This is a genomic window from Streptomyces sp. NPDC047108, assembly GCF_040643575.1.
Lineage (GTDB): Bacteria > Actinomycetota > Actinomycetes > Streptomycetales > Streptomycetaceae > Streptomyces.
In genome coordinates this window covers 74,314-100,607 of sequence record NZ_JBEYUP010000001.1, presented here as the reverse complement: position 1 = coordinate 100,607, position 26,294 = coordinate 74,314, and the positions used below count along the sequence as shown (strand labels likewise).

Genomic DNA, 26,294 nt, shown 5'->3' with positions numbered 1-26,294 from the left:
TTCCGCCTGCCCGATCCGCCCGTACCTGCCCCGACCTGCACAGATAAAGACAACAGCGGGAAATTCAGGGGCTCCTGGTGCTGGATGTCGGTTTTTGAACCGGTGGGACTTGTGTGCTTACCGTCGAAGCCGCTCGCCACACGGTGGGCGCCGACGGCCATCACGCCGAATCCTGCCGGTGGCCGGAGGACAGTCGACGCGTCAGCGCCGTAGGCAGGAGCGGGGGACCCAAGGTAAGTGCCGGACGGACCGCGGCAGCGGAACGGACGGCTAGGGGTGAAGACCGGTGCGCGAGCACCGGGCCGGGCCGCTCACAGCCCGAACCCGACAGCTCACCTCGCAGGCGTCGGTGAGGAGATGTTCCATGCTGCTTTCCGGCAACAAGGGTACCCGGGGCGCGCACCGCCGCCCATCGGCCATGGCCCGCATCGCAGCGCTCGCCGGTGTCGCCGGCACCGCGGTCGCCGTACCGCTCATGGGCGCCACATCGGCGAACGCCGCCTCCGTCGGAACCTGGGAGAAGGTCGCCCAGTGCGAGTCCGGCGGCGACTGGCACATCAACACCGGCAACGGCTACTACGGCGGGCTGCAGTTCTCGAAGTCGAGCTGGGCCGCGGCGGGCGGCACCCAGTACGCGCCCCGCGCCGATCTGGCCAGCAAGGAGCAGCAGATCGCCACCGCCGAGAAGCTGCTCGACATACAGGGGCCGGGTGCCTGGTCCTGCGCCGGCGCGGGCGGCCTGACCGCCGGCGGCCCGGACGCGGACGTGGACACCGCCCGCTCCTCGGCCGGGGGCGCCGAGGCCCGCGCCGACCGCAGCGACCGCGGCGACGGCCCGGGTACGTCGGGGCGGGCCGCGCCCAAGAGCGGCCCGGTGAAGAAGGGCGACGGCGAGTACGAGGTCAAGCCCGGTGACACCCTCGGCAGCATCGCCGACGCCGAGCGCGTCGAGGGGGGCTGGAAGAAGCTCTACGAGCGGAACAAGAAGATCGTCGACCGCGCCGACCTGATCTACCCCGGCCAGCGTCTCCACCTGAGCTGACCCGGTCGCGGGCCCGGCGCCACGGGCCGGGCCCGCCCCGTCCGCCGTGCCGGCCCGCCCCGGCTCGGGTGCCGGGCCCGCCCGCCGGCCGCGCGGATCATGAGCCCCCAAAGATCCCCTTTACGGGCCTTTGGGGGCCTTTTCGTCTCGGGGGGCGGGCAGAGGACGGCCGAGGATCCGGGGCCGGTTAGGCTCATGCCGCAGACAGGGATTCACGCAGTCCCTGCGTCCCAGCGTCAGATCCCAGAAGGAGATGCTCGTGCCGTCCATCGACGTCGTCGTAGCCCGCGAGATCCTCGACTCGCGAGGCAACCCCACGGTCGAGGTCGAGGTCGGCCTCGACGACGGCAGCACCGGCCGTGCCGCCGTTCCCTCCGGTGCCTCCACCGGAGCGTTCGAGGCCCTCGAGCTCCGCGACGGCGACAAGAGCCGCTACGGCGGCAAGGGCGTGGAGAAGGCCGTGCTCGCCGTGATCGAGCAGATCGGCCCGGAGCTGGTCGGCTACGACGCCACCGAGCAGCGCCTGATCGACCAGGCGATGTTCGACCTGGACGCCACCCCGGACAAGTCCTCGCTCGGCGCCAACGCGATCCTCGGTGTCTCCCTCGCCGTCGCGCACGCCGCCTCCGAGGCCTCCGACCTGCCGCTCTTCCGCTACCTCGGCGGACCGAACGCGCACCTGCTGCCGGTCCCGATGATGAACATCCTCAACGGCGGCTCGCACGCCGACTCCAACGTGGACATCCAGGAGTTCATGATCGCGCCGATCGGCGCCGAGTCCTTCTCCGAGGCGCTGCGCTGGGGCGCCGAGGTCTACCACACCCTGAAGTCCGTCCTGAAGGAGCGGGGCCTGTCCACCGGCCTCGGCGACGAGGGCGGCTTCGCGCCGAACCTCGACTCCAACCGCGAGGCCCTCGACCTGATCGTCGAGGCCATCAAGAAGGCCGGCTACCAGCCCGGCCAGGACATCGCGCTCGCCCTGGACGTCGCCGCCACCGAGTTCTACAAGGACGGCGTCTACGCCTTCGAGGGCAAGACCCGCACGGCGGCCGAGATGACCTCGTACTACGCCGAGCTGGTCGACGCGTACCCGCTGGTCTCCATCGAGGACCCGCTGAACGAGGAGGACTGGGACGGCTGGAAGACCATCACCGAGCGGCTCGGTGACAAGGTCCAGCTCGTCGGCGACGACCTGTTCGTCACCAACCCGGAGCGTCTGGCCCGCGGCATCGAGAACAACACCGCCAACGCGCTGCTGGTCAAGGTCAACCAGATCGGTTCCCTGACCGAGACCCTCGACGCCGTCGAGCTGGCCCAGCGCAACGGCTTCAAGTGCATGATGTCCCACCGCTCCGGCGAGACCGAGGACGTCACCATCGCCGACCTGGCCGTCGCCACCAACTGCGGCCAGATCAAGACCGGCGCCCCGGCCCGCTCCGAGCGCGTCGCCAAGTACAACCAGCTCCTGCGCATCGAGGAGATCCTCGACGACGCCGCGGTGTACGCCGGCCGCAGCGCCTTCCCGCGCTTCAAGGGCTGACCCAGGGGAGCGCCGCGGGGCCGCAGGAAGCCCACGGGCGTTCGCTCCGGCCTTCGTACGTCCCCGGCCGCGGTCCCGTACCGTGGCCGGGGACGTCCGTATCCGACTGCAGGGAGGCGATGTGGGCGCGGACCGGGAGCGGTTCTCCACCGCGACCAGACTCAAGGCGCTCGGCGAGCAGGCCGCCGCCCGGGTCTACCGGGCCCAGGCCCGCAAGGCGCCCCGGCGCAGCCGGCTCACCGGCCGTGCCGCGCTGCTCGCGCTGGTCGTCTGCTCGCTCGTCGTCGCCCTGGCGTACCCGATGCGGCAGTGGGTCTCCCAGCGTTCGGAGATCGCCGAGCAGCAGCGCCAGGCCGAGCAGGCGCGCCGGGCCGTGGAGAAGCTGCGCGACGAGAAGGCCCGCTGGCAGGACCCGGCGTACGTGGAGCGGCAGGCCCGCGAGCATCTGCACTTCCTCCGGCCGGGCGAGACCGGCTACACCGTGGTCGGCGGCGGCTCGTACGACAGCAGGCCGCCGCAGGGCGAGGGGATGGCCGACCGCGCCTGGTACACCAACCTCTGGGAAGGCGTCGACCGCGTCGACGCCCGCGGCTGACCGGCCCCCGAAGTCCCCTCGACCGCACCCGATTTCCCGATCCGACCGACGAGAACCGAAGAGATCTGCGCAGGCATGGACACGCCCCCTCCCCAGACCGATCCCACCCCGCCGACCGACGCCGACATCACGGCGATCGGCGAGCAGCTGGGCCGTGTGCCGCGCGGGCTGCGTGCCGTCGCGCACCGCTGCCCGTGCGGACTGCCCGACGTGGTGGAGACCGCGCCGCGCCTGGAGGACGGCACGCCCTTCCCGACGCTCTACTACCTGACCTGCCCGCGCGCCGCCTCCGCCATCGGCACGCTGGAGGCGGACGGCGTGATGAAGGACATGAGCGCCCGGCTCCAGGAGGACCAGGAGCTGGCCGCCGCCTACCGCGCCGCGCACGAGGACTACATCCGGCGGCGTGACGCCGTCGAGGTGCTGCAGGGCTTCCCCAGCGCGGGCGGCATGCCGGACCGGGTGAAGTGCCTGCACGTCCTCGTCGGTCACTCGCTGGCCGCGGGCCCGGGCGTGAACCCGCTCGGCGACGAGGCGATCGCGATGCTGCCGGAGTGGTGGCGCAAGGGGCCCTGCGTCTCCTGCCCTTCGGGCGCCCAGGGCGATGACGCGCGGGACGACGGCGTGCAGGACGACGGCGTGCTGGGCGAGGCGGGGCAGGCGACGGAGCGGCAGGGGGACGGCGCATGACCCGGGTCGCCGCCGTCGACTGCGGCACGAACTCCATCCGCCTGCTGGTCGCCGACGCCGACCCGGCCACGGGTGAGCTGAAGCAGCTCGACCGCCGGATGACGATCGTCCGCCTCGGCCAGGGCGTGGACCGTACGGGCCGGCTGGCGCCCGAGGCCCTCGAGCGCACCTTCGCCGCCTGCCGTCAGTACGCCGGGGTGATCCGCGAACTCGGCGCCCGGCGCACGCGGTTCGTCGCCACCTCGGCCTCGCGCGACGCCGAGAACCGCGAGGAGTTCGTGCGCGGTGTGGTGGACATCCTGGGTGTGGAGCCCGAGGTGATCACCGGGGACCAGGAGGCGGAGTTCTCCTTCACCGGCGCCACCAAGGAGCTGGCGGGCCTGGACCACGTCGAGAAGCCGTATCTCGTCGTCGACATCGGCGGCGGCTCGACGGAGTTCGTCGTCGGCGACGTTTCCGTGCGGGCGGCACGCTCCGTCGACATCGGCTGCGTCCGGATGACGGAGCGTCACCTCGTCCGGGACGGTCACGTCACCGACCCTCCGGAGCCCGGCCGGATCGACGCCGTCAGGACCGACGTCGAGGCGGCGCTGGACCTCGTCGAGCAGACCGTGCCGCTGACCGAGGCCCGGACGCTCGTGGGGCTCGCGGGATCCGTCACCACGGTCGCGGGCATCGCCCTCGGCCTGCCGGCGTACGACTCGGACGCGATCCACCACGCGCGCATCCCCGTCGACCGGGTCCGGGAGATCACCGCCACCCTGCTGTCGTCGACGCACGAGGAGCGGGCGGCGATCCCCGTGATGCATCCGGGGCGGGTGGACGTGATCGCCTCCGGAGCCCTGGCGCTCCTCGCGATCATGGAGCGGACCGGGGCGCGGGAGGTCGTGGTCAGCGAACACGACATTCTGGACGGGATCGCCTGGTCTTTGGTACCCGAGTCGCGATAAGAGGCGATCCTGCACAGCATCGCGTTCCATACGGCACTCGACGCGCAGCAGGGGGCGGGGTCACTACGGATTGCGGCAGACGTCCCGCCGGCTGCCCACCTTGACGACAAGGATGATGAGTTCACTGTCGTTGATCTGGTACGCGACTCTGTAGTTGCCGACTCGGAGCCGGTAGAGCCCCGCGGAACTGGTGAGCTTCTTGACGTCGGCGTCCTCGCGGTACGGATCGTCGCCGAGCGCGGTCAATGCGGTCAGGATGCGCATGGCATCGAGTCGGCTGATGGCCTGGAGCTGCCGCTGTGCTGCCGCTGTGAACCGGAACGCGTACTTCACGCGGCGCCTTCACCGCGCTCGCTGAACAGATCCGCCAGCAGCTCGGCCATCGAAACGGTGGGCTCGCCGTCGGCCAGAGCTGCTTCCGCCTCGCGGGCCAGCATCACGTCGGCCGCCTCTTCCAGTGCTTCGAAGTCAGTGATCGGCACGACTGCGGCAACCGGGGCACCGTTGCGCGTGATAACGGTGGGAGTGCCTGCCTCGGCCTGGTTGATGTGTTCCGCGAGATGCGCGCGTGCTTCCCTGACGGTCGCGGTGTTTTCGGTCATGAACTCAGTGTACGCATTCCCGTGTACGCAACGCCAGGTGTGAGAGTCGCGTTCGTGAGCCATCCTCGACGGCATCGCCTGGAGTCGGCCTGACGGATCGCCCGCAGCCCGTCCCGACGGACACCGGGGCGTCGCGCGTACGGCCGTCGGGCATCCGGTGTCACGCGTCCGCCGCGTCGTCGTCCGTGGCGCCGAGCCGGTGGGCCAGGACGTACGCGACGCGCACCTTCTCGTAGACCTCCGTGGTGCTCACGCGCGCGGGGAGGTTGGTGCGGCGGGTGCGGGACACGCCCTCCCGGCCGTTCTCGCCGGTGAACCGGACGTCCGTGCGCGGTACGGCCCGGAAACGCAGCCGGTCCGCCGTCGCGACCGCGTCGATCTCCAGGTCCGGGGGACCAGTGGCGGGTCCCGCGGACTCCGCGCTTCAGGGCGGCCGGCCGCCGGACCTGCGTTCCCCCTCCCGCCTGCGGACCGGGCGGCGGGTCTTACCGCTGCCGCGTTCGGCGCTGCCGCGGGTGGTCCTCCGTACCCCTTCCGACGCCTCGCCGGTCGCCTTCTCCGCCGACCTGCCGGCGCGTTTCCCGGTGTCCTCGGCGGTCCGGGCCGCGCGCTTCCCCGCGTCCTCGGCCGTCCTGCCGGCCCGCTTCCCGGCGTCCTCTGCGGTCTCCCCGACGTCCTCGACGGCTTCGCCCGCGCTCTCCCCGACGCCTTCGACGGCTCCGGCCGCGCCCTTCCCGAGCTCTTCGACCGCCTCTCCCGCGTGGTCGCCGACGTCCTCGACGGCCTTTCCCGCGCCGCGTCCCAGCTCGCCGGCGGCCTGGCCCGCCCCGCTTCCCAGCTGCTCCACCCCGGTACCGAGACTCGAGACGAGCTGCTCCAGGATCTGCGGATTGCGGTCGACCGTCGCCAGCACCCGGCCGATGATCGCCGCGACGTGCTGGAGCCGAACCTTCAGCAGTGCCTGGGCCTCCACGCCCTTGATGTCCAGGTGGACGCCGCCCAGCGTCACGTCCGCACCCACCCTGAGCTTGAGCAGATCGAGCACGTCCGCCCGCAGGGACACCCGGGCGCGCAGGTCCTCGACGTCCAGGGAGATCTCGTCGACCTTGACCTCCGGCACGTCGAGGAGGACGTCCGGCTCGGAGGACACCGCGGTGGAGGGCCCGCCCGCGTCCTCGCCGTAGGAGGGCTCGCCGCCCTCGTCGTCGTACGCGTCCGGGGCGAACTCGTCCTCTTCCTCGGTGTTCTCGGCGTCGTTGTCGTCCATGTCGACCGCCTCTGAACGTGGGGGATTCCGTGCTGTTCAGTGCTTTTCACGATAGAGGTGGACATCCCATGATGCTCAGCGGCCGCCTGCGGCCCCCCGCGGGGCGTCGGGAAGGGCGCCGCAGAGGGGGCGGATCGAGGGCGTTCCGACCCGGAAACAGGCCCGTGGAGCCCAGGCGCGGACCTCCGCCCAAGAAAGTTCGTGAAACTCTTCACATGAAAAAGTGCCGCGTAGGATCCCGGCGGGCCGCGTAAGAGCCGGATAAGGGGCCCACTCGAGCGTGGTTCCGCTCAGGCATGCTGTGTCCGTGGCGTTGCGGCCCGGTGGCCGGGGCCCTGCCGGAGTCGTACGGCTGTGCACAAGTCCAGCTCAGGGGCGGCCTCAACGGCCTTGTCCCGCAAGGAGTTCCGTGCCGGCGTCATGACCTCGGTCACTGCGGCGGGGCAGTGTAGCAGAAGGTGCGAGGGTGCTTGTGAAGGGGCTCACGAGCACCCCCCATGGGGGTGCTGGATACTCGAAACATGAGCACCACGGAGCGTCCCAGGATCCTCGTTGTAGGCGGTGGGTACGTAGGCCTGTACGCAGCGCGCCGCATCATGAAGAAGATGCGGTACGGCGAGGCGACCGTCACGGTCGTCGACCCGCGCTCGTACATGACGTACCAGCCCTTCCTCCCCGAAGCTGCCGCCGGCAGCATCTCCCCCCGTCACGTCGTCGTCCCCCTGAGGCGCGTGCTCCCGGGGGCGGAGGTCCTCACCGGCCGCGTCACCACCATCGACCAGGACCGCAAGGTCGCCGCGATCGCGCCGATCGTCGGCGAGGCCTACGAGCTGCCGTTCGACTACCTGGTCGTCGCGCTCGGCGCGGTCTCCCGCACCTTCCCGATCCCCGGCCTCGCCGAGCAGGGCATTGGCATGAAGGGTGTGGAGGAGGCCATCGGCCTCCGCAACCACGTCCTCGAGCAGCTCGACAAGGCCGACTCGACGACCGATGAGAACGTCCGCCGCAAGGCCCTGACGTTCGTCTTCGTGGGCGGCGGCTTCGCCGGCGCGGAGACCATCGGCGAGGTCGAGGACATGGCGCGCGACGCGGCGAAGTACTACACGAACGTCACGCGCGAGGACATGCGCTTCGTCCTCGTCGACGCCGCCGACAAGATCCTCCCCGAGGTCGGGCCCGAGCTCGGCCGCTGGGGTCTGGAGCACCTCCAGAAGCGGGGTGTCGAGGTCTACCTCAACACCTCCATGAACTCCTGCATCGACGGCCATGTGGTGCTGGCCAACGGGCTCGAGGTCGACTCCAACACCATCGTGTGGACCGCGGGCGTCAAGCCCAACCCGGCGCTCTCCCGCTTCGGTCTGCCGCTGGGCCCGCGCGGCCACGTGGACACCGCGCCCTCCCTGCAGGTGAAGGGCACGGACTACATCTGGGCCGCGGGCGACAACGCCCAGGTGCCCGACCTCGCCGCCGGCGAGGGCAAGTGGTGCCCCCCGAACGCCCAGCACGCGCTGCGCCAGGCCAAGGTCCTCGGCGACAACGTGATCTCCGGCATGCGGGGCTTCCCGCAGCAGGACTACAAGCACGCCAACAAGGGTGCGGTCGCCGGGCTCGGGCTCCACAAGGGCGTCGCGATGATCGTCATCGGCAAGGTGAAGATCAAGCTCCGCGGCCGCCTGGCCTGGTACATGCACCGTGGCTACCACGGCCTGGCCGTGCCGACCTGGAACCGGAAGATCCGGGTCTTCGCCGACTGGGCGCTGGCCATGTTCCTCAAGCGCGAGGTCGTCTCGCTCGGTGCCATGGAGAACCCGCGCGACGAGTTCTACGAGGCCGCCCGTCCCGTCGCCGCCGCGGTGCCGGCCGTCGAGGCCGAGCAGGCCGGTGCCGGTCCGGAGAAGGCCAAGGCCGGCTGATCCACGACGGCGGCCGCACCGGCCGCCGTCCCCCTCCACGCCTGACAGGGCGCCCGCCATCCGTGGTGCGGGCGCCCTTTCGGGTGTTTTCGGCGTTCGGGCGCGGCGCCCGATACCCGGCGGCATATGGATATCGGCGGGTTTTTACTGTTCGCTTACGTGACAACAGGACTGCGAAGGGTGTCCGTTCGGTTGACGTAGGTGAAGGTGTACTCCCGCCGGTCCCGCCGCATGGAGGTGTACGACATGGCCGATGCCGCGCCGCGGCTCACCGCTCTTGCCGAGGAACTCCTGGGAGCCCCGCTCCCCGTCCGTATCCGCACCTGGGACGGCACCGAGGCGGGCCCGCCCGGCGCCCCCACCCTTGTCGTACGCCACCGCCGTGCCCTGCGCCGGCTGCTGTGGCAGCCGGGCGAACTGGGGCTCGTACGGGCCTGGGTCGCCGGTGAACTCGCCATCGACGGCGACGTGTACGAGACGCTGGACCTGCTCGCCGGGCTGCTCTGGGAGCGAAGTCCCGCCGCGGGCAAGGGCCGTGCCCTCGCCGCCGTCACCGCCCTCCGCGACCCCGCCCTGCGCGCAGCCGCCCAGGACCTGATCGCGCTCGCCGGGCCCGGCCTGCCGCCCGTCCCGCCGCGCGAGGAGGTGCGCCGCCGCAGCGGCGTGCTGCACAGCCTGCGCCGCGACAAGGCCGCCATCAGCCACCACTACGACGTCGGCAACGACTTCTACGAGCGGGTGCTCGGCCCGTCCATGGTCTACTCCTGCGCCTACTGGGAGGAGGGCTCGACCCTGGAGGAGGCCCAGCGCGCCAAGCTCGACCTGGTCTGCCGCAAGCTCGGCCTCGGCCCGGAGGACCGGCTGCTCGACGTCGGCTGCGGCTGGGGCTCGATGGTGCTGCACGCGGCGCGCGAGTACGGCGTCCGGGCCACGGGCATCACCCTCTCCGCGGAGCAGGCGGCGTACGCCCGCAAGCGCGTCGCCGACGAGGGCCTGACCGACCGGGTCGAGATCCGCGTCCAGGACTACCGCAGGGTGGACGACGGTCCCTACGACGCGATCTCCTCCATCGGCATGGCCGAGCACGTCGGCTCCACCCGCTACCTGGAGTACGCGCGGACCCTTCACTCCCTGCTGAGGCCGGGCGGCCGGCTGCTCAACCACCAGATCGGGCGCCCCCCGGTGGTGAACGAGGAGTTCTACCGCGTCGACCCGTTCATCGACCGGTACGTCTTCCCGGACGGGGAGCTGGCGCCCGTCGGCCGGACCGTCTCGCTCATGGAGGAGGCCGGGCTCGAGGTGCGCGACGTGGAAGCGCTGCGCGAGCACTACGCGCTGACGCTGCGCCGCTGGGTGGAGAACCTGGAGGCGCACTGGGCCGAGGCCGTACGTCTCACCTCCCCCGGGCGGGCCCGCGTGTGGAAGCTCTACATGGCTGCCTCGGCGGTGTCGTTCGAGCGCAACCGGATCGGCGTCAACCAGGTTCTCGCGGTCCGTACGCCCGGCTCCGGCGCGTCCGGCCTTCCCCTCAGGACGCGGGACTGGCGCGCCTGACGTCGTACGGCGAACGCCGCCGGCCCGGACAGGATCCGTCCGGGCCGGCAGTGTGTGCGGGGTGCGGCTACTCCGCCTTGATGGCCTCCAGGGCGTTGAGCTTCGCCGCCCGGCGCGCCGGCCACAGCGCGGCCAGGACGCCGACGAGCGCGGCCATGCCCAGGAAGACGCCGATCTCGAGGAACGGGATCTGCATGGTGTAGGTGGTCACCGTGCCGGCGATGGAGGTGCCGGCGGCCCAGGCGATGAAGAGGCCGAGGCCGATGCCGAGGATCGCGCCGAACAGCGAGATCACCACGGCTTCCAGACGGACCATCCGCTTGACCCGCGAGCGGTCCAGACCGATCGCCCGCAACATCCCGATCTCGTGCTTCCGCTCGAAGACCGACATGGCCAGCGTGTTGACCACGCCGAGCACGGCGATGAGGATCGCCATGGCCAGCAGCCCGTAGAGCATCTTGAGCAGCAGGTTGATCGCCTGCGCGAAGTCGTCGCTGATGGCCTGCTTGTCCTTGACGGAGATGGCCGGGTTCTTGCCGAGCGCGTCGACGATGGTGGCCTCGGCGGCGTCCGAGGCGCCGTCCTTCATCTTCACCAGCACCTGGTCGTCGGCGACCTTGTCCAGGTGCGGGTTCACCACGGAGGTCGGGACGTACAGCCCCTGGAACATCTCGTTGCCCTCGTAGATCCCGCCCACCCGGACCGCCACGGTCTTGTCGTCGTCGAACGTGTACCGGACGGTGTCGCCCACCTTGACGTGCAGGTCGTCGGCCAGGTCCTGGTCGATCAACGCCTTCTTCGCGCCCAGTCCGGTGAACGAGCCGCTGGTGAAGTCGAGGTTGAGCAGCTCGGGCGCGGAGCGCGGGTCGAGGCCGGTCATCCGCGTGAACGTGTCGCCCGCCTCTCCGTACGCGGTCCGCAGCGGGCTGCTCGCCTCGACCTCCGGGAGCTTGTCCAGCTTCGAACGGACGTCGGGGTTCAGCCCGTTGAAGTTGGCCATGGTGACCGAGTAGTCGGACTTCAGGGAGTCCACGGCCATCTTGTCGATCGCCGTCTGCATGGAGGTGGCGATGACGGTCATGCCGGTGATGAGGGTCAGACCGATCATCAGGGCCGAGGCGGTGGCGGCCGTACGGCGCGGGTTGCGCACCGCGTTCCGCCGGGCGAGGGTGCCGGAGACCCCGAAGCGGGCGAGCAGCGGGGCCGCAGCCGCGATGACCGGCCGGGACAGCAGCGGGGTGAGCACGATGACGCCGACGAGCACGAGGCCGGCGCCGCCGAAGAGGACACCGGTGGAGGAGCCCTGCGTGCCCATGAACAGCATGGCCGTGCCGAGCGCGGTGATGGCGGAGCCGATGGAGTTGCGCACGACGAGACCGCGGGTGGTGGGCGCGGCGTGCACGCTGTTCATCGCCGCGACCGGCGGGATCTTCGCGGCCCGGCGGCCGGGCAGCCAGGCGGCCAGCATGGTGATCACGACGCCGACCAGCAGCGCGTACAGGGCGGTGGTCGGGGCGATGACGAGCGGGCCGTCGGGCAGCGCGGCGCCCATGGCGTTCACACCGGCGCGCATGCCGACGGCGACGCCGCTGCCGAGCAGGAAGCCGCTCACGGAGGCGACCAGGCCGATGAGGAGTGCCTCCAGGAGGACCGAGCGGGTCACCTGACGGCGCGTCGCGCCGATGGCGCGCAGCAGTGCCAGCTCCTTGGTGCGCTGGGCGACCAGCATGGTGAAGGTGTTGGCGATGAGGAAGATCCCGACGAACAGCGCGATGCCGGCGAAGTAGAGGAGCACCTGGCTCATCTGCTTGGTGTCCTCGGCGATGAACTCGGCCTGCTCGTCCGCCAGGACCTTGCCGGTGGTGACCTCGGTGTCCCCCGGCACGACCTTCTCGACGGCACGCTTGAGCGCGGCGTCGGAGGCGCCCTGCTCGGCGCGGACGGTGATCTCGTCGTACTCCCCGCCGGTGTCGAGGACCTTCATGGCCGTGGTGTTGTCGAAGAGGACGAGGCTGCCGCCCGCGCCCACGCTGCCGTCGTCGGTGTCGAAGACACCGGTGATCCGCTGCTTCATCACCGGGCCGTCGGTGGACACGCGGGCGGTGTCACCGGTCCTGAATCCGGTGCGGTCCGCGGTGCGGCTGTCGATGGCGATCTCGTCCCGCGCCTTAGGGGCACGGCCGTCGGTGAAGGTGTAGCGGTCGTCCTCACCGTCGGGGCCGGGGAAGTAGTTGGCGCCGTTGCTGCCCCAGCCTTCGCCGACGAGCTTGCCGTCCTTGTCGGCGAGGGCGGTGAATCCGGTGACGGAGCCGGTGGCGGACAGCGCGCCCGGCAGGTTCCCGATCCTCTTCAGCAGCCGCTGGGTGAGGACGGGGTCCTTCTTGCCCTCGTCGCCTCCGACTTCGGAGCCGGAGCCTGCGGGCGGACCGTCGGAGCGCACGGCGACCGCGACGTTCTCGAAGCTCTTCGCGGAGCGGTTCTTGAAGGCGGTGCCGACGGAGTCGGTGAAGATGAGGGTGCCGGAGACGAACGCGACGCCGAGCATGACGGCGAGCACGGTCATCATCAGCCTGGCTTTGTGCGCGAGCACGTTGCGCACGGCGGTACGGAACATGGTTCTCAAGTCCTGGGGTCGGGCCGGTGGCGGGCGGTCGTGCGCGGTCAGTGGCTCCGGGGCTTGGACGCGGGGGCGCCGGCGGTCCCGCCGGAGATGCGCAGCATGCGGTCCAGGACGGAGTCGGCCGTCGGCTCGTGCAGTTCGTCGACGATCCGGCCGTCGGCCAGGAAGATGACACGGTCGGCGTACGCGGCGGCGACCGGGTCGTGCGTGACCATCACGATGGTCTGGCCCAGCGCCCGTACGGAGTTGCGGAGGAAGCCCAGGACCTCGGCGCCGGAGCGCGAGTCGAGGTTGCCGGTCGGCTCGTCCGCGAAGATGATCTCGGGCTTGCTCGCCAGGGCGCGCGCCACGGCGACGCGCTGCTGCTGACCGCCCGACAGCTCCGTCGGGCGGTGCTTGAGGCGCCCGGACAGACCGACGGTCTCGATGACCTGGTCCAGCCACTGCCGGTCGGGCTTGCAGCCGGCGATGTCCATGGGCAGCGTGATGTTCTCCAGCGCGTTGAGCGTGGGCAGCAGGTTGAACGCCTGGAAGATGAAGCCGACCTTGTCCCGGCGCAGACGGGTGAGCTGCTTGTCCTTCAGGGACGTCAGCTCCACCTCACCGATGCGCGCCGAGCCGGACGAGACCGTGTCCAGGCCCGCGACGCAGTGCATGAGCGTGGACTTGCCGGAGCCCGAGGGCCCCATGATCGCGGTGAACTCGGCCTGCCGGAACTCGACGGACACGTGGTCCAGGGCGACCACCTGGGTCTCGCCCTGGCCGTACACCTTCGACAGATCCGTGGCGCGGGCGGCCACGGCGGTGGTGCGGGCGGCGGTCTGGACGCCGTACGGGGTGGTGGTCACGGGAACGGTCTCCTGTCGAGCCTGGGAGCTGATGGGCGGATTCCATCGTCCCGGCCGGAAAGCCCGTCAGGATCAGTCCACGTTCTGGTTCCGGGGGCAGCCCAGGGAGGTACCCGGAGGCCCCGGTGTCCTCCTTGGGGATGACCGTCTCCCCCGAGAGTCCCCCTGAGAAGGGCGACGACTTTTCGTCAATCCCGAGGCATGGGGGTGGAGCCGTGTACCCCGCCCGGGCATGTGCCTACCGCAGGTACCGGGGTCTGACGCTCCCTCAGCTGCCAATAAAATCAGACAACCTCGCACTGCCCGGCCGGAGTTCGGGGGATGAAGCCGGATAGGCTCTGCGTGCGCCCTGGGGGGACCGTCAGAGTCCGGGACCCTGCCCGGATGGTGGAATGCAGACACGGTGAGCTTAAACCTCACTGGCCCTATAGGGCCGTGCCGGTTCAAGTCCGGCTCCGGGCACCCGCAAATCCCCCGGCCGCACGCCGGGTGGCGGCCCGGTTTCAGGGTTCCCTGCTCAAAGATCCTCCTCGGGTACTAGGGTGCATTCTTTGCCCACCCATTACTCTTGTGGCAAGGTCGCGCCCGGCGGCCATGGAGGAGTGAGATGAGGAGCAGCAACCCGGTCTTCTCGCGACGGGGATTCAGCCGCGACAACGGTTTCGCGAGCTTCAACGCGGCGCAGCAGGCCGGGGGCCCCGCCGCAGCTCAGCAGGGCAACCCGTACGCCACCGGAAATCCTTACACTTCGGGCAATCCGTACGCCCCGCAGGCCGGCAACCCCTATGCCCAGCCGGACGGCAGCGTGCAGGGTGCGCCTCCGGTAGCACCGCCGCAGACCGGCCGGATGACGATGGACGACGTCGTCATGCGGACGGGCATCACGCTCGGCACGGTCGTGGTCGGCGCGGCCGCCGCATGGATCATGGAGCTGCCGCTCGGGCTCGCCATCGGCTGCGGTCTCGTCGCGATGGTCCTGGGCCTGGTGCAGGCGTTCAAGCGCAAGGCCTCGCCGCCGCTGATCCTGGCGTACGCCGCCTTCGAGGGCCTGTTCCTGGGCGCGCTGAGCGGTGCCATCAACGAGCGGTTCGAAGGCGCCCCGATGCAGGCCGTGCTCGGCACGATGGCTGTGTTCGTCGGTGTGCTGATCGCGTACAAGACCCGGCTGATCCGGGTCAACCGCCGCTTCGTCCGCTACGTGGTGGGCGCCGCGATCGGCTTCCTTCTGCTGACGTCGGTGAACCTGCTCTTCATGGCCTTCGGCGGCGGTGACGGGCTGGGCTTCCGCAGCGGCGGACTCGGCATCCTCTTCGGTGTCGTGGGCGTCCTGCTCGGCGCCTGCTTCCTTGCCCTGGACTTCAAGCAGGTCGAGGACGGCATCGCGTACGGCGCTCCCCGCGAGGAGTCCTGGCTGGCCGCCTTCGGCCTCACCATGACCCTGGTGTGGATCTACCTGGAGCTGCTGCGCCTGATCTCGATCCTGCGCGGCGACTGACCGCGGTCCGGCGGGCCCTGAAGGGGGCCTGCCGGACACGTCGAAGGGCCCGGAGGCGTTGCCTCCGGGCCCTTTCGTCTTTCTCGCTCGTGGCGGGGTCCGCGGCCGGTGCTAGAGCAGCTTCCGCGCGGCGCGCCGCAGGTCGTACTCGTGGATGATCGCTTTGGCGTGGCCGTAGGCGAGGTTGTGCGCGCCACGCAGCCAGTTGACCTTTTCTTCGAAACGGAAGAGGGCGGGGCCTTCGTCGACGGTGCGAAGCCAGTCGGAGACTTCACGGCCGGTGCACTGAGGAATACGGGAGAGCAGGTTCCGGTGGGTCTCTTCGGAGAAGACTTGGGACATCGGCGCCTCCGGACGCGTCCATTGCCGGGTCATGAGCCTGGCCAGGTGTGGTCCTTCACGACACCGTGCCTGAGTGTTCGCCTGTTGGCAACAGGCAGGGGGAGGCGCATAGGCTCGCGCCGTGCTCGATGTGATGCCTCTCGTGACTGCCGTGGATCATCTCGCCGACCGGCTGCGGGCCGCGCCGCAGAGCAGGCTGCAACGCGGCGCCGCGGCGGAAGGGCTTGCCCTGGCGCGGGAGTTGGCGGCCCGGGCCCACCGGCTGGAGTTCCCCGGTGAGGACCCCTGGCCGATGCCGGACGCGGGGATGTTCGCGGTGGCCGACCAGGTCGCCGTGGCCGGCCACGATCTCGCCGAAGCCCTGCGGACGGCCTCGGCCGAGGAACTCGCGGAGGCCCTCGCGCTCGTGGAGAAGGCGACAGGGCACGTCTAGATCCCGGGGCCGGAGCGGGCGTGACGGCGGGTCCGCCGGTCGCTCCGTGGCGATGGGGCCGCCGCGTGATTCAGGGCCGGGCCCGGAGGGTCGGCCAGGGCCGGGTGGGATCCTCTGTGCGACGGGTGACCCCGGCAAGGGGCGCAGGGAAGCGGCTGCCCGGTCCGTGTCAGAGAGAGGCGATGACGCGGTCCGCGAGGATGTACACGGTTTCTTCTTCGTCGTCGCCGTACGCGAACGTCAGCGCATAGGCGCCCGAAATGCCCGACCCGCCGAGCAGGACGGGGGCCTTGCCCTCGCGCAGCGCCTGCGCGAGCCGCTCGGCGGTCTCGCGGTGGCCCGGGGTCATGCAGATCGTCGTGCCGTCCGCGAAGACGTAGACATCCAGCGTGCCCAGCGGTCCGGGGCGTACGTCGGTCAGCGGAGTCGCGTCGGTGGCGAGTTGCTCAAGCCGGTTCATCGTGCGGTCGTGGTCGGCGAAGGTCGCCGCGGGCGAGCCCGGCTCGCGGTGGTTGTCCGGGTTCGAGGGGTGGCGGCGGCGGGCGGCCGCCAGCTCGGGCGACTCGGTCTCGGCGTGGCCGCTGTCGGCGGCGGGGCCGGCCGTCGTGGCGCCCTGCTCGTACGCCTCGATCGAGGCGTCCACGGCCTCGATGCTCTCCAGGACCTCGGCCACCTCGGCGAGTTCGGCCCCCAGGAACGGCTCCAGGCCCGCGAAGTCGGCCTGGCGCGGCAGATAGACCGGCGTCTCGTCGCCCAGCGCGCCCGGGCTGCCGAGCATCGGGGGCGAGTCCGCGGCGTCACGCGCCTCCTGGGCCGCCCAGAACGCCCGGGCCTCCGCCAGTTCCCTCTCCCGCTCCTCGGCGAGCGCATCGGCGACCGCGGCGCGTATCTCCTCCGCGGGGGTCGCACGAGGCGCCGGTACGGAGGCGGTTCCGGCCTGCGCCGGCCGTTCGGCGAGCTCGGCGCGCAGCTCCGTGAGCTGCCGACGCAGCCCCCGGGTGGCGTGCAGGGCGGCGGCGCCGACGGCCGTGGCCGTGGCAGCCGCCACCAGCAGGGCAACGGACATGGCGCTCACTGGCGTACTCCCGGATCTGGATGAGGTCCCCCGAATTCCTACCTCAGGTTCGCGCGGGCTGTGGCCCGCTGTCAGTGCATAACATCATGAATCGGTCGGGAGCACAGCTCGTACGTGTGTCCACCCGACCGCTCTGACCTGCAAAAACGAATCTCCCCCAGGACATACATCACATCCTGAGGGAGATTCGGTCACGACGATGTGGTGGTGGTGACGTGTGGGGCGCGTGGGGCCGGCCCGGCGCCCCTCAGGTCGTCTCGCTCCACCTGGTGTTCGGCCCGGTGGTCAGCTCAGGCGCTCGATGACCATCGCCATGCCCTGGCCGCCGCCGACGCACATGGTCTCCAGACCGAACTGCTTGTCGTGGAACTGGAGGGAGTTGATCAGCGTGCCCGTGATGCGGGCGCCGGTCATGCCGAAGGGGTGGCCGACCGCGATCGCGCCGCCGTTGACGTTGAGCTTGTCGATGTCGATGCCCAGGTCGCGGTAGGAGGGGATGACCTGCGCTGCGAACGCCTCGTTGATCTCGGCCAGATCGATGTCGTCGATCGTCAGGCCCGCTCGGGACAGCGCCTGCTTGGACGCCTCGACCGGGCCGTAGCCCATGATCTCGGGGGACAGTCCGGAGACGCCGGTGGAGACGATCCGCGCCAGTGGCGTCAGGCCCAGCTCGCGCGCCTTGGTGTCGGACATGATGACCAGCGCGGCGGCGCCGTCGTTGAGCGGACAGCAGTTGCCCGCCGTGACGAGACCGTCGGGGCGGAAGACGGGCTTCAGGCCCTGCACACCCTCCAGGGTCACGCCCGCGCGCGGGCCGTCGTCCTTGGAGACGACCGTGCCGTCGGGGGTGGTGACCGGGGTGATCTCCCGCTCCCAGAAGCCCTTCTTGATGGCTTCCTCGGCGAGGTTCTGGGACCGGACGCCGAACTCGTCCATGTCCTGGCGCGTGACGCCCTTGAGGCGGGCCAGGTTCTCGGCGGTCTGGCCCATGGCGATGTAAGCGTCCGGGACGGCGCCGTCCTCGCGCGGGTCGTGCCAGTCGGTCCCCTCCTGCTCGGCGCGGGCGGCCGTACGGGCCTCGGCGTCGGCGAACAGCGGGTTGTGGGTGTCGGGCAGACCGTCGGAGCTGCCCTTCACGCTCCGCGAGACCGTCTCGACGCCCGCGGAGATGAACACGTCACCCTCGCCCGCCTTGATGGCGTGCAGCGCCATCCGGGAGGTCTGCAGGGACGAGGAGCAGTAGCGGGTGATGGTGCAGCCCGGCAGATGGTCCATGCCCATCTGCACGGCGACGATCCGGCCGAGGTTGTGGCCCTGCTCGCCACCGGGGAGGCCGCAGCCGAGCATGAGGTCGTCGATGTCGCGCGGGTCCAGCTCGGGGACCTTTGCGAGGGCGGCCTGGATGATCTCGGCGGTCAGGTCGTCCGGACGGACCTCCTTCAGCGAGCCCTTGAAGGCCCGGCCGATCGGTGAACGGGCGGCAGAGACGATCACGGCTTCGGGCATCACGGCTCCCTGAGGGCGGGGATTCGGCAGGACTGTCTGGGAAGTTACCTGCACGTACGGCGGAGGTCACGGCCTGTGTGCTGTGACGCGGGCCTCTTTTCTAAGCGCTTGCTCACCCCAGTGTGCCACCGGGTCGCCTGCGGCGGGCAGGGCACGGGGAACCGGGCGGGGCCCGGTGGCCCGCACGCGCACCGCGCGAGCGCACGGGTGCGCCTCGGCGCCCTGCGCGGAGGGCGCAAGGCCCGGCGCGCTGCGGGAGGGCGCAGGGCGGGAGGACGCAAGGCGGGAGGGCGCAAGGCGGGCCACGCCCGGTGTGCCCCTCTCGCGGACTCGCCGGGCTCGGGTTGCGCCCTCCGCCCCTCACCCACCGGGCCCTGCCCGCACGTGTGCGGGGCGCAGGGCCGGCCGGACCCGGTGCGCCCGCGCCTACGCGTCCGGCTTGCTCGCGTCGCCGCGTCGCCGCGTCGCCGCGTCCTCGCGCCGGTCGGGCGGCTCCGGGGCTTGCCCGTCCCGCCGCGCCCGGCCCAGCCCTCCTACGCCTCCGGCGAGCGGAGCGTGGCCGGGGTGTCCGGAGACGTCGCGGCCTTCGTGGCGGCGTCGGCTGCCGGGAGGCGCCGGCGGCGGCGGTGCTTGAGCAGCACCCAGGGGCCGCGGATCCCCACCGGTGCCGCCGCGGCCACCTCGGTGCCGCTCTCGGACGCCGCCTGCGCCGCAGCCTCGGCCACCGGCAGGATGCCCTCACGGCGCGCCGCCTCCGGCCGCTCCGCCTCGGGCCACAGGCCCAGCACCGCGCACAGCGTCGGCAGCACGGCCATCGCGGCCGTCGCGTAACCCTCCGCCGACGGGTGGTAGTTGTCCGGGCCGAACAGCTCCCGCGGGTTCGCCTCGAACTCCGGGCCGAGCAGGTCGCCCAGCGAGACCGTACGGCCGCCCTGCTCGACCACGCCGATCGTCTGCGCAGCCGCGAGCTGGCGGCTCATCCGCCGGGCCAGCCAGCGCAGAGGCTGGTAGACCGGCTCGATCGTGCCGAGATCCGGGCACGTGCCGACCACCACCTGGCAGTTCTTCTCCCGCAGCCGCCGTACCGCGTCCGCGAGCAGCCGCACCGAACGGGCCGGTGGCATGCGGTGCGTGACATCGTTGGCGCCGATCATGATCACGCAGACGTCGGGGATCAGACTGCTGTCCCCCAGCAGCACCGTGACCTGACGCTCCAGGTCGTCGGACTGCGCGCCCGGCAGCGCCACCGTCCGCAGGTCCACGGGCCGTTCGGCGACCGCCGCGAGGCCCGAGGCGAGCAGCGCCCCCGGCGTCTGGCGCGGGCGGTGCACCCCCTGGCCGGCCGCGGTCGAGTCACCGGCGAGGGCCAGCCGCAGCGGCCGCTGGTTCGCGTGGTGCGCGAACACCGCCCCGTACCGGCCGTCCGCGGTCGGCGGCACGTCGCCCGAGCCGCCCACGGAGCGCCGCGCCAGCTGCACCTCGGTCAGCACGAGCCCGATCGCCGCCCCGCCCAGCAGCCCGATCCCGCCACCGCCGTACGCCGCCGCGGCCGCGATCCTCCGGGCCACCCTCGCCCTCGACATCGACATCTGCCGACCGCCTCCCTCCCGCGTCCCGCGCCTGAACGCCCTGCCCGTACGTATGCCGCAGCAGAGCCGCAGTACGCCCCGCTACTTGCTGGTTGCCCGCTGTGGCGCTCCGTGCAACGCCCCCGTACGGCGGGTACGGGCCACATCCAGGTGGCACTGCTGCGGTGCGCCCCGGCGGAATAGGCTGGCCGCACGGGCCGTACGCGTGCGGCTGCCACTTGACCCGCGGTGACCCCGCCTGACCTGGAGAACGTCGTGCATTATCACGATTCGATGATTGAGCTCGTCGGCAACACCCCGCTGGTGAAGCTCAACAGCGTGACCGAGGGGATCCAGGCAACGGTCCTGGCCAAGGTCGAGTACTTCAACCCCGGCGGCTCCGTGAAGGACCGCATCGCCGTGCGCATGATCGAGGCCGCCGAGGAGTCCGGGGCGCTGCAGCCGGGCGGCACCATCGTCGAGCCGACCTCGGGCAACACCGGTGTGGGACTGGCGATCGTGGCCCAGCAGAAGGGCTACCGCTGCATCTTCGTGTGCCCGGACAAGGTGTCCACGGACAAGATCAACGTGCTGCGGGCGTACGGCGCCGAGGTCGTCGTCTGCCCGACCGCCGTCGACCCGGAGCACCCGGACTCGTACTACAACGTCTCCGACCGGCTCGTCCGGGAGACGCCGAACGCCTGGAAGCCCGACCAGTACAGCAACCCCAACAACCCGCGGTCGCACTACGAGACGACCGGCCCCGAGCTGTGGGAGCAGACCGAGGGGAAGATCACGCACTTCGTGGCGGGCGTCGGCACGGGCGGCACCATCACCGGCACCGGCCGCTATCTGAAGGAGATCTCCGAGGGCCGGGTCCGGATCGTGGGCGCCGACCCCGAGGGCTCGGTCTACTCGGGCGGCTCCGGGCGCCCGTATCTGATCGAGGGCGTCGGTGAGGACTTCTGGCCGACCGCGTACGACCCGAAGGTCACCGACGAGATCGTTGCGGTGTCCGACAAGGACGCCTTCCAGATGACGCGGCGGCTCGCCAAGGAGGAGGGCCTGCTCGTCGGCGGCTCCTGCGGCATGGCGGTCGTGGGCGCCCTGAAGGTGGCCGAGAATCTCGGTCCGGACGACGTGGTCGTCGTCCTGCTGCCCGACAGCGGCCGCGGCTACCTCTCGAAGATCTTCAACGACGAGTGGATGGCGGACTACGGCTTCCTGGAGGAGGGCGAGCCGAGCGCCCGCGTCGCCGACGTGCTGGCGTACAAGGAGGGCGCGCTGCCCTCGCTCGTCCACATGCACCCGGACGAGACGGTGGGCGAGGCCATCGAGGTGCTGCGGGAGTACGGCGTCTCGCAGATGCCGATCGTGAAGCCGGGCGCGGGCCACCCGGACGTCATGGCCGCCGAGGTCATCGGCTCGGTCGTCGAACGCGAGCTGCTGGACGCGCTGTTCACGCAACGCGCGTCACTCGGCGACCCGCTGGAGAAGCACATGTCCGCGCCGCTGCCCCAGGTCGGCTCGGGCGAGCAGGTCGAGGACCTGATGGCGGTGCTGGAGGGCGCCGACGCGGCGATCGTCCTCGTCGAGGGCAAGCCGAAGGGCGTGGTCAGCCGTCAGGACCTGCTGGCGTTCCTCGCGAAGGCCACCAAGTAGCGGTACGGCGAACCGTCGCGGCGGCGCGGACCGGCACAGCCAAGTGCCGGTCCGCGCCGCCGCGTTCGTGCCACGCCGTGCGGGCCACGCAACTGGTACGCGTGCGTCATGTGCGCGCAGCACGCGCTTAACACGGGTCCGGCACATTGGAGGACGTCGGCAGGAGCCCCACGGGGCGGACGGGGTGCGAACCCACCGCATCCCCTCCCGTACCGCGGTGCCCCGCGCCGGCCCCCGAACGGCGCCATGGAACCCTCCGGAGCGGCTCCCGGACCTCCAGGTCGCCGCGGACGTGGAGGAACCGGCCCTGACCCGGCCCGCGTCCACCGCGGGGACCGCCGTCGTCCCGCCCCCGGCTCGTGCCGGGGTGCGGCGGTCCCCGCCAACCCCCCACAGCCGAGCGGCCCGTGATCCATGACCACGGGCCGTTCGGCTGTCCGGGGCCGCCGGGCCCGATAGGGCCAGGGCCGATGGGCCGGGGCGGCCCGCTCAGTCCCAGTCGCCGTCCGGCTTCTCGCGGCGCTGTTGCCACGGCAGCCGGCCCGCCCCGTGCACCGCGTTCACCCCGACGATGCCCGCCCAGGTGACGAGCAGCCCCGGCAGGCCCGCGTTCACCGCGCCGATCGCCGACAGCGGTACGGCCAGGACGAGCGAGACGATGCCGAAGCCGAACCGTTCCCCGAAGGTGCTGCCGCCGCCGGGCCCGCGCGCCGGGGCCGGCGCCGCGCCGCGCGCGACGACCATCTGGTGCTCGGCGAGGCGGCGGCGCATGCGCTGGTCGAGCGTCCCGTCGAGCCGCTGCTCGACCTTCTCCAGGAACGACTCGATGAGTTCCGCCTCGTACTCCGGGCCCAGCTCCTTGCGCGCGTGCACGGTGGCGTCGAGGTCCTTCTTCAGCTCGTTGTCGCGGGCTTCCATGGCCGGCACGTTACGGTCACCGAAGGGTGGGTGTCTGTAGGGGTAGCCCCCGGAATCGGCGCCCCGGGATGATGGGGGGCCGGTCCCCGGGAGAGAAGGAGCGTGCGTGTCCGAGGTCCTGCTGCCGTCGCTGACCGGGGCGTACACCTCCCACGGTTCCGCCTCCGGATCCGGTGGTCCCGACCGTCCGGACGCGATCACCGTGGCCGGACGGCCCTGTTCGCGCGAGGACCTGGCGGGTGCCGCCGGAGCGGTCGCGGCCCGCATCGCCGGGGCGCCGGCGGTCGCCGTACGGGCCGACGCGTCGCTGGAGACGGTCGCGGCGGTCGTCGGCGGGCTGCTGGCCGGTGTGCCGGTGGTGCCCGTGCCGCCCGACTCGGGACCGGCGGAGCGGGACCACATCCTGCGGGACTCCGGCGCCGAGTTGCTGCTGCGCGGCGCGGACGCCGCCGAGGAGAACGCGCCCCTGCCGCCCGGCGTCCGGCCCCTGCCCGTCGACGTCGCCGAGCGCGCCGCGTGGACCGGGCCGGAGCCGGAACCCGGCTCGACCGCCCTGATCCTCTACACCTCCGGCACGACCGGTGCCCCGAAGGGCGCGCTGCTGCCCCGGGGTGCGCTGGCCGCCGATCTCGACGCCCTCGCCGAGGTGTGGGAGTGGACGCCGGAGGACACCCTGGCCCACGGCCTGCCGCTGTTCCATGTGCACGGCCTGGTGCTGGGCGTGCTCGGCGCGCTGCGGGTGGGCAGCCGCCTGGTGCACACCGGACGGCCGACGCCCGAGGCGTACGCGGCGGCGGGCGGCAGCCTGTACTTCGGCGTGCCGACCGTGTGGGGGCGTGTCGTCCAGGACCCCGCCTCGGCCCGCGCGCTGTCGGACGCGCGCGTCCTGGTCTCGGGCAGCGCTCCGCTGCCCGCGCCCGTCTTCCGCGACCTGGAGGCGCTGACCGGCCACCGGCCCGTGGAGCGCTACGGCATGACGGAGACGCTCATCACGGTCTCCGCGCGGGCGGGCGGTGAGCGCCGGCCGGGCCACGTGGGCCTGCCGGTGCCAGGCGTCCGTACCCGTGTGGTGGCGGAGGACGGTGCGGAGATCGGTGAACTCCAGGTCACCGGGGAGACGCTGTTCACCGGCTACCTCGGCCGGCCCGAGGCGACCGCGGACTCCTTCACCGACGACGGCTGGTTCCGTACGGGTGACATCGCGGCCGTCGAGCCCGACGGCTTCCACCGGATCGTGGGACGTGCCTCCACCGACCTCATCAAGTCCGGCGGCTACCGCATCGGCGCGGGCGAGGTCGAGAACGCGCTGCTCGACCATCCCGCGGTCCGGGAGGCGGCGGTCGTGGGCGCCCCGCACGAGGACCTGGGCCAGCAGATCGTCGCCTACGTCGTGGCCGACGGCATCACCGAGCGGGCGCTGACGGACCATGTGGCGGCCCACCTCTCGGTCCACAAGCGGCCCCGCCGCGTCGTCTTCCTCGACGCCCTGCCGCGCAACGCGATGGGCAAGCCGCAGAAGAAGCTGCTGCCGCCGCTCTGACGCGGACGTCAGGCGCGGGCGCGGACCGTGAGAGCGGGGCGTGTGGGGGCGTGGCCGGGGCCTTCAGGGCCTCAGCACGATCTTCCCGCGGGTGTGGCGCCGCTCCAGCTCCCGGAACGCCTCTCGCACCTGGTCCAGGGGGTAGGTCCTGGCGATGGGCACCTCCAGCGTGCCCTGGTCGATCAGCCCGGCGAGTTCGGCGAGCACGTCGGAGTCCGCGCCGGACGCGTTGCCGTCCGTCTTCGTCCCGTACTTCCCGGCCGCGGCGAAGTCGATGATGGTGTCGATGCGGTCCGGGGCGACGCCGAGGTCGACGGCCAGGTCGACGTAGCCGGAGCCGAAGGTGTCGATGAACGCGTCCACCGTCCCGCCGGACGCGGCGCGGACACGGTCGGCGACCCCCTCTCCGTACGTCACCGGGATCACCCCGTGGTCGGTGAGCCAGGCGTGGTTCGCCTCGCTCGCCAGGCCGACGACGGTGGCGCCGGTGTGCCGGGCCAGCTGCACCGCGAGCGAGCCGACGCCGCCGGCGGCTCCCGAGACGACGACTGTGTCGCCGGGCCCGGGCGCCACGGCTCGTACGGCGGCGTACGCGGTCGCGCCCACGACGAACAGCGAGCCCGCCACCTCCCACGGGACCCCCGGGGGCCGCAGGACCAGATCGCCCGCCTCGACGAGGACGAAGTCGGCGTGGCTGGCCCGCTGCTCGGTGAAGCCGAGCACCTCGTCGCCCGCCGCGAACCCGCCGACGCCCGGGCCCGTCTCCGCGACGACCCCGGCGAGATCGCTGCCCTGGCCGGAGGGGAAGGTCGCGGGGAAGTAGTCGTGCAGTCGGCCTTCGCGGACGGAGGCCTCGCCGGGGTTGATGCCCGCGGCCCTGACCTCGACGAGCACCTGCCCGGGGCCGGGGGAGGGGCGTTCCACCTCATCGACCCGCAGCACGTCGATCCCGCCGTACTCGTCGAACCGGACAGCCCTGGGCATCGCACGTCCCCTCTCACATCCCCGATGCGGTGTTCGTCCCTTTCGTCCCCTCCATCCTGCCGCGCCGGCGGAGGGGACGGCGGTCTCTCACCTGAGCGGGCCCGTGAGGTGTCCCGGTCCGGCCGGTGCGGTGTCCCGGTCCGTGCCCGACCGGTGTCCGGTGCGCAGCGGCACGCCCTTGCCCGGCTTGTATATGGTCATGCAGAGTTTGTGGTGAGTGAATAGCTGTCGGAGCAGCGCGGCAGGGCGGCGACCGGCGGGAGGGCGACGCGATGGGCAACGGGGACGAGAGCGGAGGCGGCGGGGACGCCGGTACGGCCGGTGCGTCCGCCCGGCTGCAGAAGCTCTTCGAGGGCCACCGGCTGACGCCGACGCAGCGGCGCATCGCGCACTGCATGGTGCGGCGGGCCGGGGACGCGCCCTTCCTCTCCAGCGTCGAACTGGCCGAACTGGCCGGAGTCAGCCAGCCGTCGGTGACCCGCTTCGCCGTCGCCCTCGGGTTCGACGGCTATCCGGCGCTGCGCAAGCATCTGCGCGAGGTGGCGCCCCAGGAGCGGGCGGAGGGCGCCGACGCGTACAACGAGTACCAGCAGGCGGTGCAGGCCGAGATCGAGAACCTGCGGCACCTGGCCGCCGCGCTCGCCGACCCCCGGCCGGTCGAGCGGGCCGGCCGGCTGCTCGCCGCGTCCCGCCCGATGCCCGTGCTCGGACTGCGCGCCGCCTCCGCCCAGGCCCGCGGCTTCGCGTACTTCGCGGCCAAGGTCCACCCGGACGTACGGCTGCTGGACGAGGGCGGCACGATGCTCGCCGACCGCCTCGACGCCGCCCGGCGCGCGGGCGCGACCGCCCTGTTGTGCTTCGCGCTGCCGCGCCACCCGCGCGAGGTCGTCGAGGCGCTCGGCCATGCGCGCGAGGCGGGGCTGAGCGTGGTGACCGTCGCCGACAGCGCGTTCGCCCCGGTCGCGGCGCTCAGCGATGTGCTGCTGCCCGCGGCCGTCGGCACCGGGCTCGCCTTCGACACGGCCTGCGCGCCGATGATGCTGGGCCGGGCCCTGCTGGAATCGATGTGCGACGCGCTGCCCGACGCCCAGGCCCGCCTGGAGGACTTCGACGCGCAGGCGACGGCCCGCGGGCTGTTCGTGGAGTGACA

At 71.9% G+C, this 26,294-nt stretch carries 24 protein-coding genes, 1 tRNA gene and 1 riboswitch; of the genes, 13 read left to right on the top strand and 12 right to left on the bottom strand.

Going from position 1 to position 26,294, the window contains the following annotated elements:
* Positions 1 to 195 precede the first annotated feature (195 nt).
* Positions 196 to 361, top strand: a riboswitch (cyclic di-AMP (ydaO/yuaA leader).
* A 3-nt stretch (positions 362 to 364) separates the two neighbouring features.
* From ABZ822_RS00420 to ABZ822_RS00400, 5 genes are all read left to right on the top strand, one after another.
* Positions 365 to 1,042 carry a transglycosylase family protein gene (locus tag ABZ822_RS00420; RefSeq protein ID WP_360845178.1) on the top strand — a complete coding sequence of 226 codons (678 nt, stop codon included), beginning with the start codon at positions 365 to 367 and terminating at the stop codon, positions 1,040 to 1,042.
* Between the two features lie 259 nt (positions 1,043 to 1,301).
* Positions 1,302 to 2,582, top strand: coding sequence for a phosphopyruvate hydratase (gene eno, locus ABZ822_RS00415; protein WP_360845175.1), 1,281 nt, complete (start codon positions 1,302 to 1,304; stop codon positions 2,580 to 2,582).
* Between the two features lie 121 nt (positions 2,583 to 2,703).
* Positions 2,704 to 3,177, top strand: coding sequence for a septum formation initiator family protein (locus tag ABZ822_RS00410; protein WP_360845173.1), 474 nt, complete (start codon positions 2,704 to 2,706; stop codon positions 3,175 to 3,177).
* A 75-nt stretch (positions 3,178 to 3,252) separates the two neighbouring features.
* Positions 3,253 to 3,867, top strand: coding sequence for a DUF501 domain-containing protein (locus tag ABZ822_RS00405; RefSeq protein ID WP_360845170.1), 615 nt, complete (start codon positions 3,253 to 3,255; stop codon positions 3,865 to 3,867).
* Complete coding sequence (locus ABZ822_RS00400) at positions 3,864 to 4,817, top strand: Ppx/GppA phosphatase family protein (RefSeq protein ID WP_360845167.1); 954 nt, start codon at positions 3,864 to 3,866, stop codon at positions 4,815 to 4,817. Before ABZ822_RS00405 ends, ABZ822_RS00400 begins: the two co-directional genes overlap by 4 nt.
* Positions 4,818 to 4,880: 63 nt before the next feature.
* Here ABZ822_RS00400 and ABZ822_RS00395 read toward each other — a convergent pair whose 3' ends face one another.
* From ABZ822_RS00395 to ABZ822_RS00380, 4 genes are all read right to left on the bottom strand, one after another.
* A complete protein-coding gene (locus tag ABZ822_RS00395; RefSeq protein WP_360845164.1) occupies positions 4,881 to 5,150 on the bottom strand; it encodes a type II toxin-antitoxin system RelE/ParE family toxin in 270 nt (89 codons plus the stop codon).
* On the bottom strand, positions 5,147 to 5,419 hold the full coding sequence (locus tag ABZ822_RS00390; RefSeq protein WP_360845163.1) for a type II toxin-antitoxin system Phd/YefM family antitoxin: 273 nt from the start codon (positions 5,417 to 5,419) through the stop codon (positions 5,147 to 5,149). Before ABZ822_RS00390 ends, ABZ822_RS00395 begins: the two co-directional genes overlap by 4 nt.
* Before the next feature lie 160 nt (positions 5,420 to 5,579).
* The gene (locus ABZ822_RS00385) at positions 5,580 to 5,708 is read right to left on the bottom strand and encodes a hypothetical protein (RefSeq protein WP_360845161.1); all 129 of its coding nucleotides are present in this window, start codon (positions 5,706 to 5,708) and stop codon (positions 5,580 to 5,582) included.
* A 135-nt stretch (positions 5,709 to 5,843) separates the two neighbouring features.
* Positions 5,844 to 6,686, bottom strand: a complete 843-nt coding sequence (locus ABZ822_RS00380) for a hypothetical protein (RefSeq protein ID WP_360845160.1) — start codon at positions 6,684 to 6,686, stop codon at positions 5,844 to 5,846.
* 521 nt (positions 6,687 to 7,207) lie between these two features.
* Between ABZ822_RS00380 and ABZ822_RS00375 the strand changes: the two genes are divergently transcribed.
* Entirely contained in the window at positions 7,208 to 8,599 is a 1,392-nt protein-coding gene (locus tag ABZ822_RS00375; protein WP_360845157.1) for an NAD(P)/FAD-dependent oxidoreductase, read from the top strand.
* Positions 8,600 to 8,845: 246 nt separating this feature from the next.
* On the top strand, positions 8,846 to 10,153 hold the full coding sequence (locus tag ABZ822_RS00370) for a cyclopropane-fatty-acyl-phospholipid synthase family protein (protein ID WP_360845155.1): 1,308 nt from the start codon (positions 8,846 to 8,848) through the stop codon (positions 10,151 to 10,153).
* 67 nt (positions 10,154 to 10,220) lie between these two features.
* Here ABZ822_RS00370 and ABZ822_RS00365 read toward each other — a convergent pair whose 3' ends face one another.
* Positions 10,221 to 12,767, bottom strand: a complete 2,547-nt coding sequence (locus ABZ822_RS00365; RefSeq protein ID WP_360845152.1) for an FtsX-like permease family protein — start codon at positions 12,765 to 12,767, stop codon at positions 10,221 to 10,223.
* A 47-nt stretch (positions 12,768 to 12,814) separates the two neighbouring features.
* On the bottom strand, positions 12,815 to 13,621 hold the full coding sequence (locus tag ABZ822_RS00360) for an ABC transporter ATP-binding protein (protein WP_360845150.1): 807 nt from the start codon (positions 13,619 to 13,621) through the stop codon (positions 12,815 to 12,817).
* Positions 13,622 to 13,999: 378 nt separating this feature from the next.
* On the opposite strand from ABZ822_RS00360, the gene ABZ822_RS00355 reads away from it, so the two are divergent.
* Both ABZ822_RS00355 and ABZ822_RS00350 read left to right on the top strand, forming a co-directional pair.
* A tRNA-Leu gene (locus ABZ822_RS00355) sits at positions 14,000 to 14,083 on the top strand.
* A gap of 145 nt (positions 14,084 to 14,228) precedes the next feature.
* Entirely contained in the window at positions 14,229 to 15,116 is an 888-nt protein-coding gene (locus ABZ822_RS00350; protein ID WP_360845147.1) for a Bax inhibitor-1/YccA family protein, read from the top strand.
* A 111-nt stretch (positions 15,117 to 15,227) separates the two neighbouring features.
* Here the strand turns inward: ABZ822_RS00350 and ABZ822_RS00345 are convergent, their stop codons facing one another.
* Complete coding sequence (locus ABZ822_RS00345) at positions 15,228 to 15,458, bottom strand: DUF4287 domain-containing protein (RefSeq protein ID WP_360845145.1); 231 nt, start codon at positions 15,456 to 15,458, stop codon at positions 15,228 to 15,230.
* A gap of 121 nt (positions 15,459 to 15,579) precedes the next feature.
* Between ABZ822_RS00345 and ABZ822_RS00340 the strand changes: the two genes are divergently transcribed.
* Positions 15,580 to 15,891: a hypothetical protein gene (locus ABZ822_RS00340; protein WP_360845143.1), complete on the top strand. Its 312-nt coding sequence runs from the start codon at positions 15,580 to 15,582 to the stop codon at positions 15,889 to 15,891.
* 169 nt (positions 15,892 to 16,060) lie between these two features.
* Here ABZ822_RS00340 and ABZ822_RS00335 read toward each other — a convergent pair whose 3' ends face one another.
* The 3 genes from ABZ822_RS00335 to ABZ822_RS00325 form a co-directional block, all read right to left on the bottom strand.
* Positions 16,061 to 16,966, bottom strand: a complete 906-nt coding sequence (locus tag ABZ822_RS00335; RefSeq protein WP_360845141.1) for a hypothetical protein — start codon at positions 16,964 to 16,966, stop codon at positions 16,061 to 16,063.
* Between the two features lie 285 nt (positions 16,967 to 17,251).
* Positions 17,252 to 18,472 (bottom strand): acetyl-CoA C-acetyltransferase, encoded by a 1,221-nt coding sequence (locus ABZ822_RS00330; RefSeq protein ID WP_360845138.1) that lies wholly within the window; start codon positions 18,470 to 18,472, stop codon positions 17,252 to 17,254.
* A gap of 533 nt (positions 18,473 to 19,005) precedes the next feature.
* Positions 19,006 to 20,061: an SGNH/GDSL hydrolase family protein gene (locus tag ABZ822_RS00325; protein ID WP_360845136.1), complete on the bottom strand. Its 1,056-nt coding sequence runs from the start codon at positions 20,059 to 20,061 to the stop codon at positions 19,006 to 19,008.
* A gap of 255 nt (positions 20,062 to 20,316) precedes the next feature.
* Between ABZ822_RS00325 and ABZ822_RS00320 the strand changes: the two genes are divergently transcribed.
* Positions 20,317 to 21,702, top strand: coding sequence for a cystathionine beta-synthase (locus ABZ822_RS00320; RefSeq protein ID WP_360845133.1), 1,386 nt, complete (start codon positions 20,317 to 20,319; stop codon positions 21,700 to 21,702).
* Positions 21,703 to 22,191: 489 nt separating this feature from the next.
* On the opposite strand, the gene ABZ822_RS00315 is transcribed toward ABZ822_RS00320, so the two are convergent.
* A complete protein-coding gene (locus tag ABZ822_RS00315; RefSeq protein ID WP_360845131.1) occupies positions 22,192 to 22,620 on the bottom strand; it encodes a hypothetical protein in 429 nt (142 codons plus the stop codon).
* 130 nt (positions 22,621 to 22,750) lie between these two features.
* Here ABZ822_RS00315 and ABZ822_RS00310 point away from each other — a divergent pair, with 130 nt between their 5' ends.
* Positions 22,751 to 24,160, top strand: a complete 1,410-nt coding sequence (locus tag ABZ822_RS00310) for an acyl-CoA synthetase (RefSeq protein WP_360846877.1) — start codon at positions 22,751 to 22,753, stop codon at positions 24,158 to 24,160.
* Positions 24,161 to 24,223: 63 nt separating this feature from the next.
* On the opposite strand, the gene ABZ822_RS00305 is transcribed toward ABZ822_RS00310, so the two are convergent.
* Positions 24,224 to 25,144 (bottom strand): NADP-dependent oxidoreductase, encoded by a 921-nt coding sequence (locus tag ABZ822_RS00305; protein ID WP_360845129.1) that lies wholly within the window; start codon positions 25,142 to 25,144, stop codon positions 24,224 to 24,226.
* 272 nt (positions 25,145 to 25,416) lie between these two features.
* Here ABZ822_RS00305 and ABZ822_RS00300 point away from each other — a divergent pair, with 272 nt between their 5' ends.
* Positions 25,417 to 26,292: a MurR/RpiR family transcriptional regulator gene (locus ABZ822_RS00300; protein ID WP_360845126.1), complete on the top strand. Its 876-nt coding sequence runs from the start codon at positions 25,417 to 25,419 to the stop codon at positions 26,290 to 26,292.
* The last annotated feature ends 2 nt before the right edge of the window (positions 26,293 to 26,294 follow it).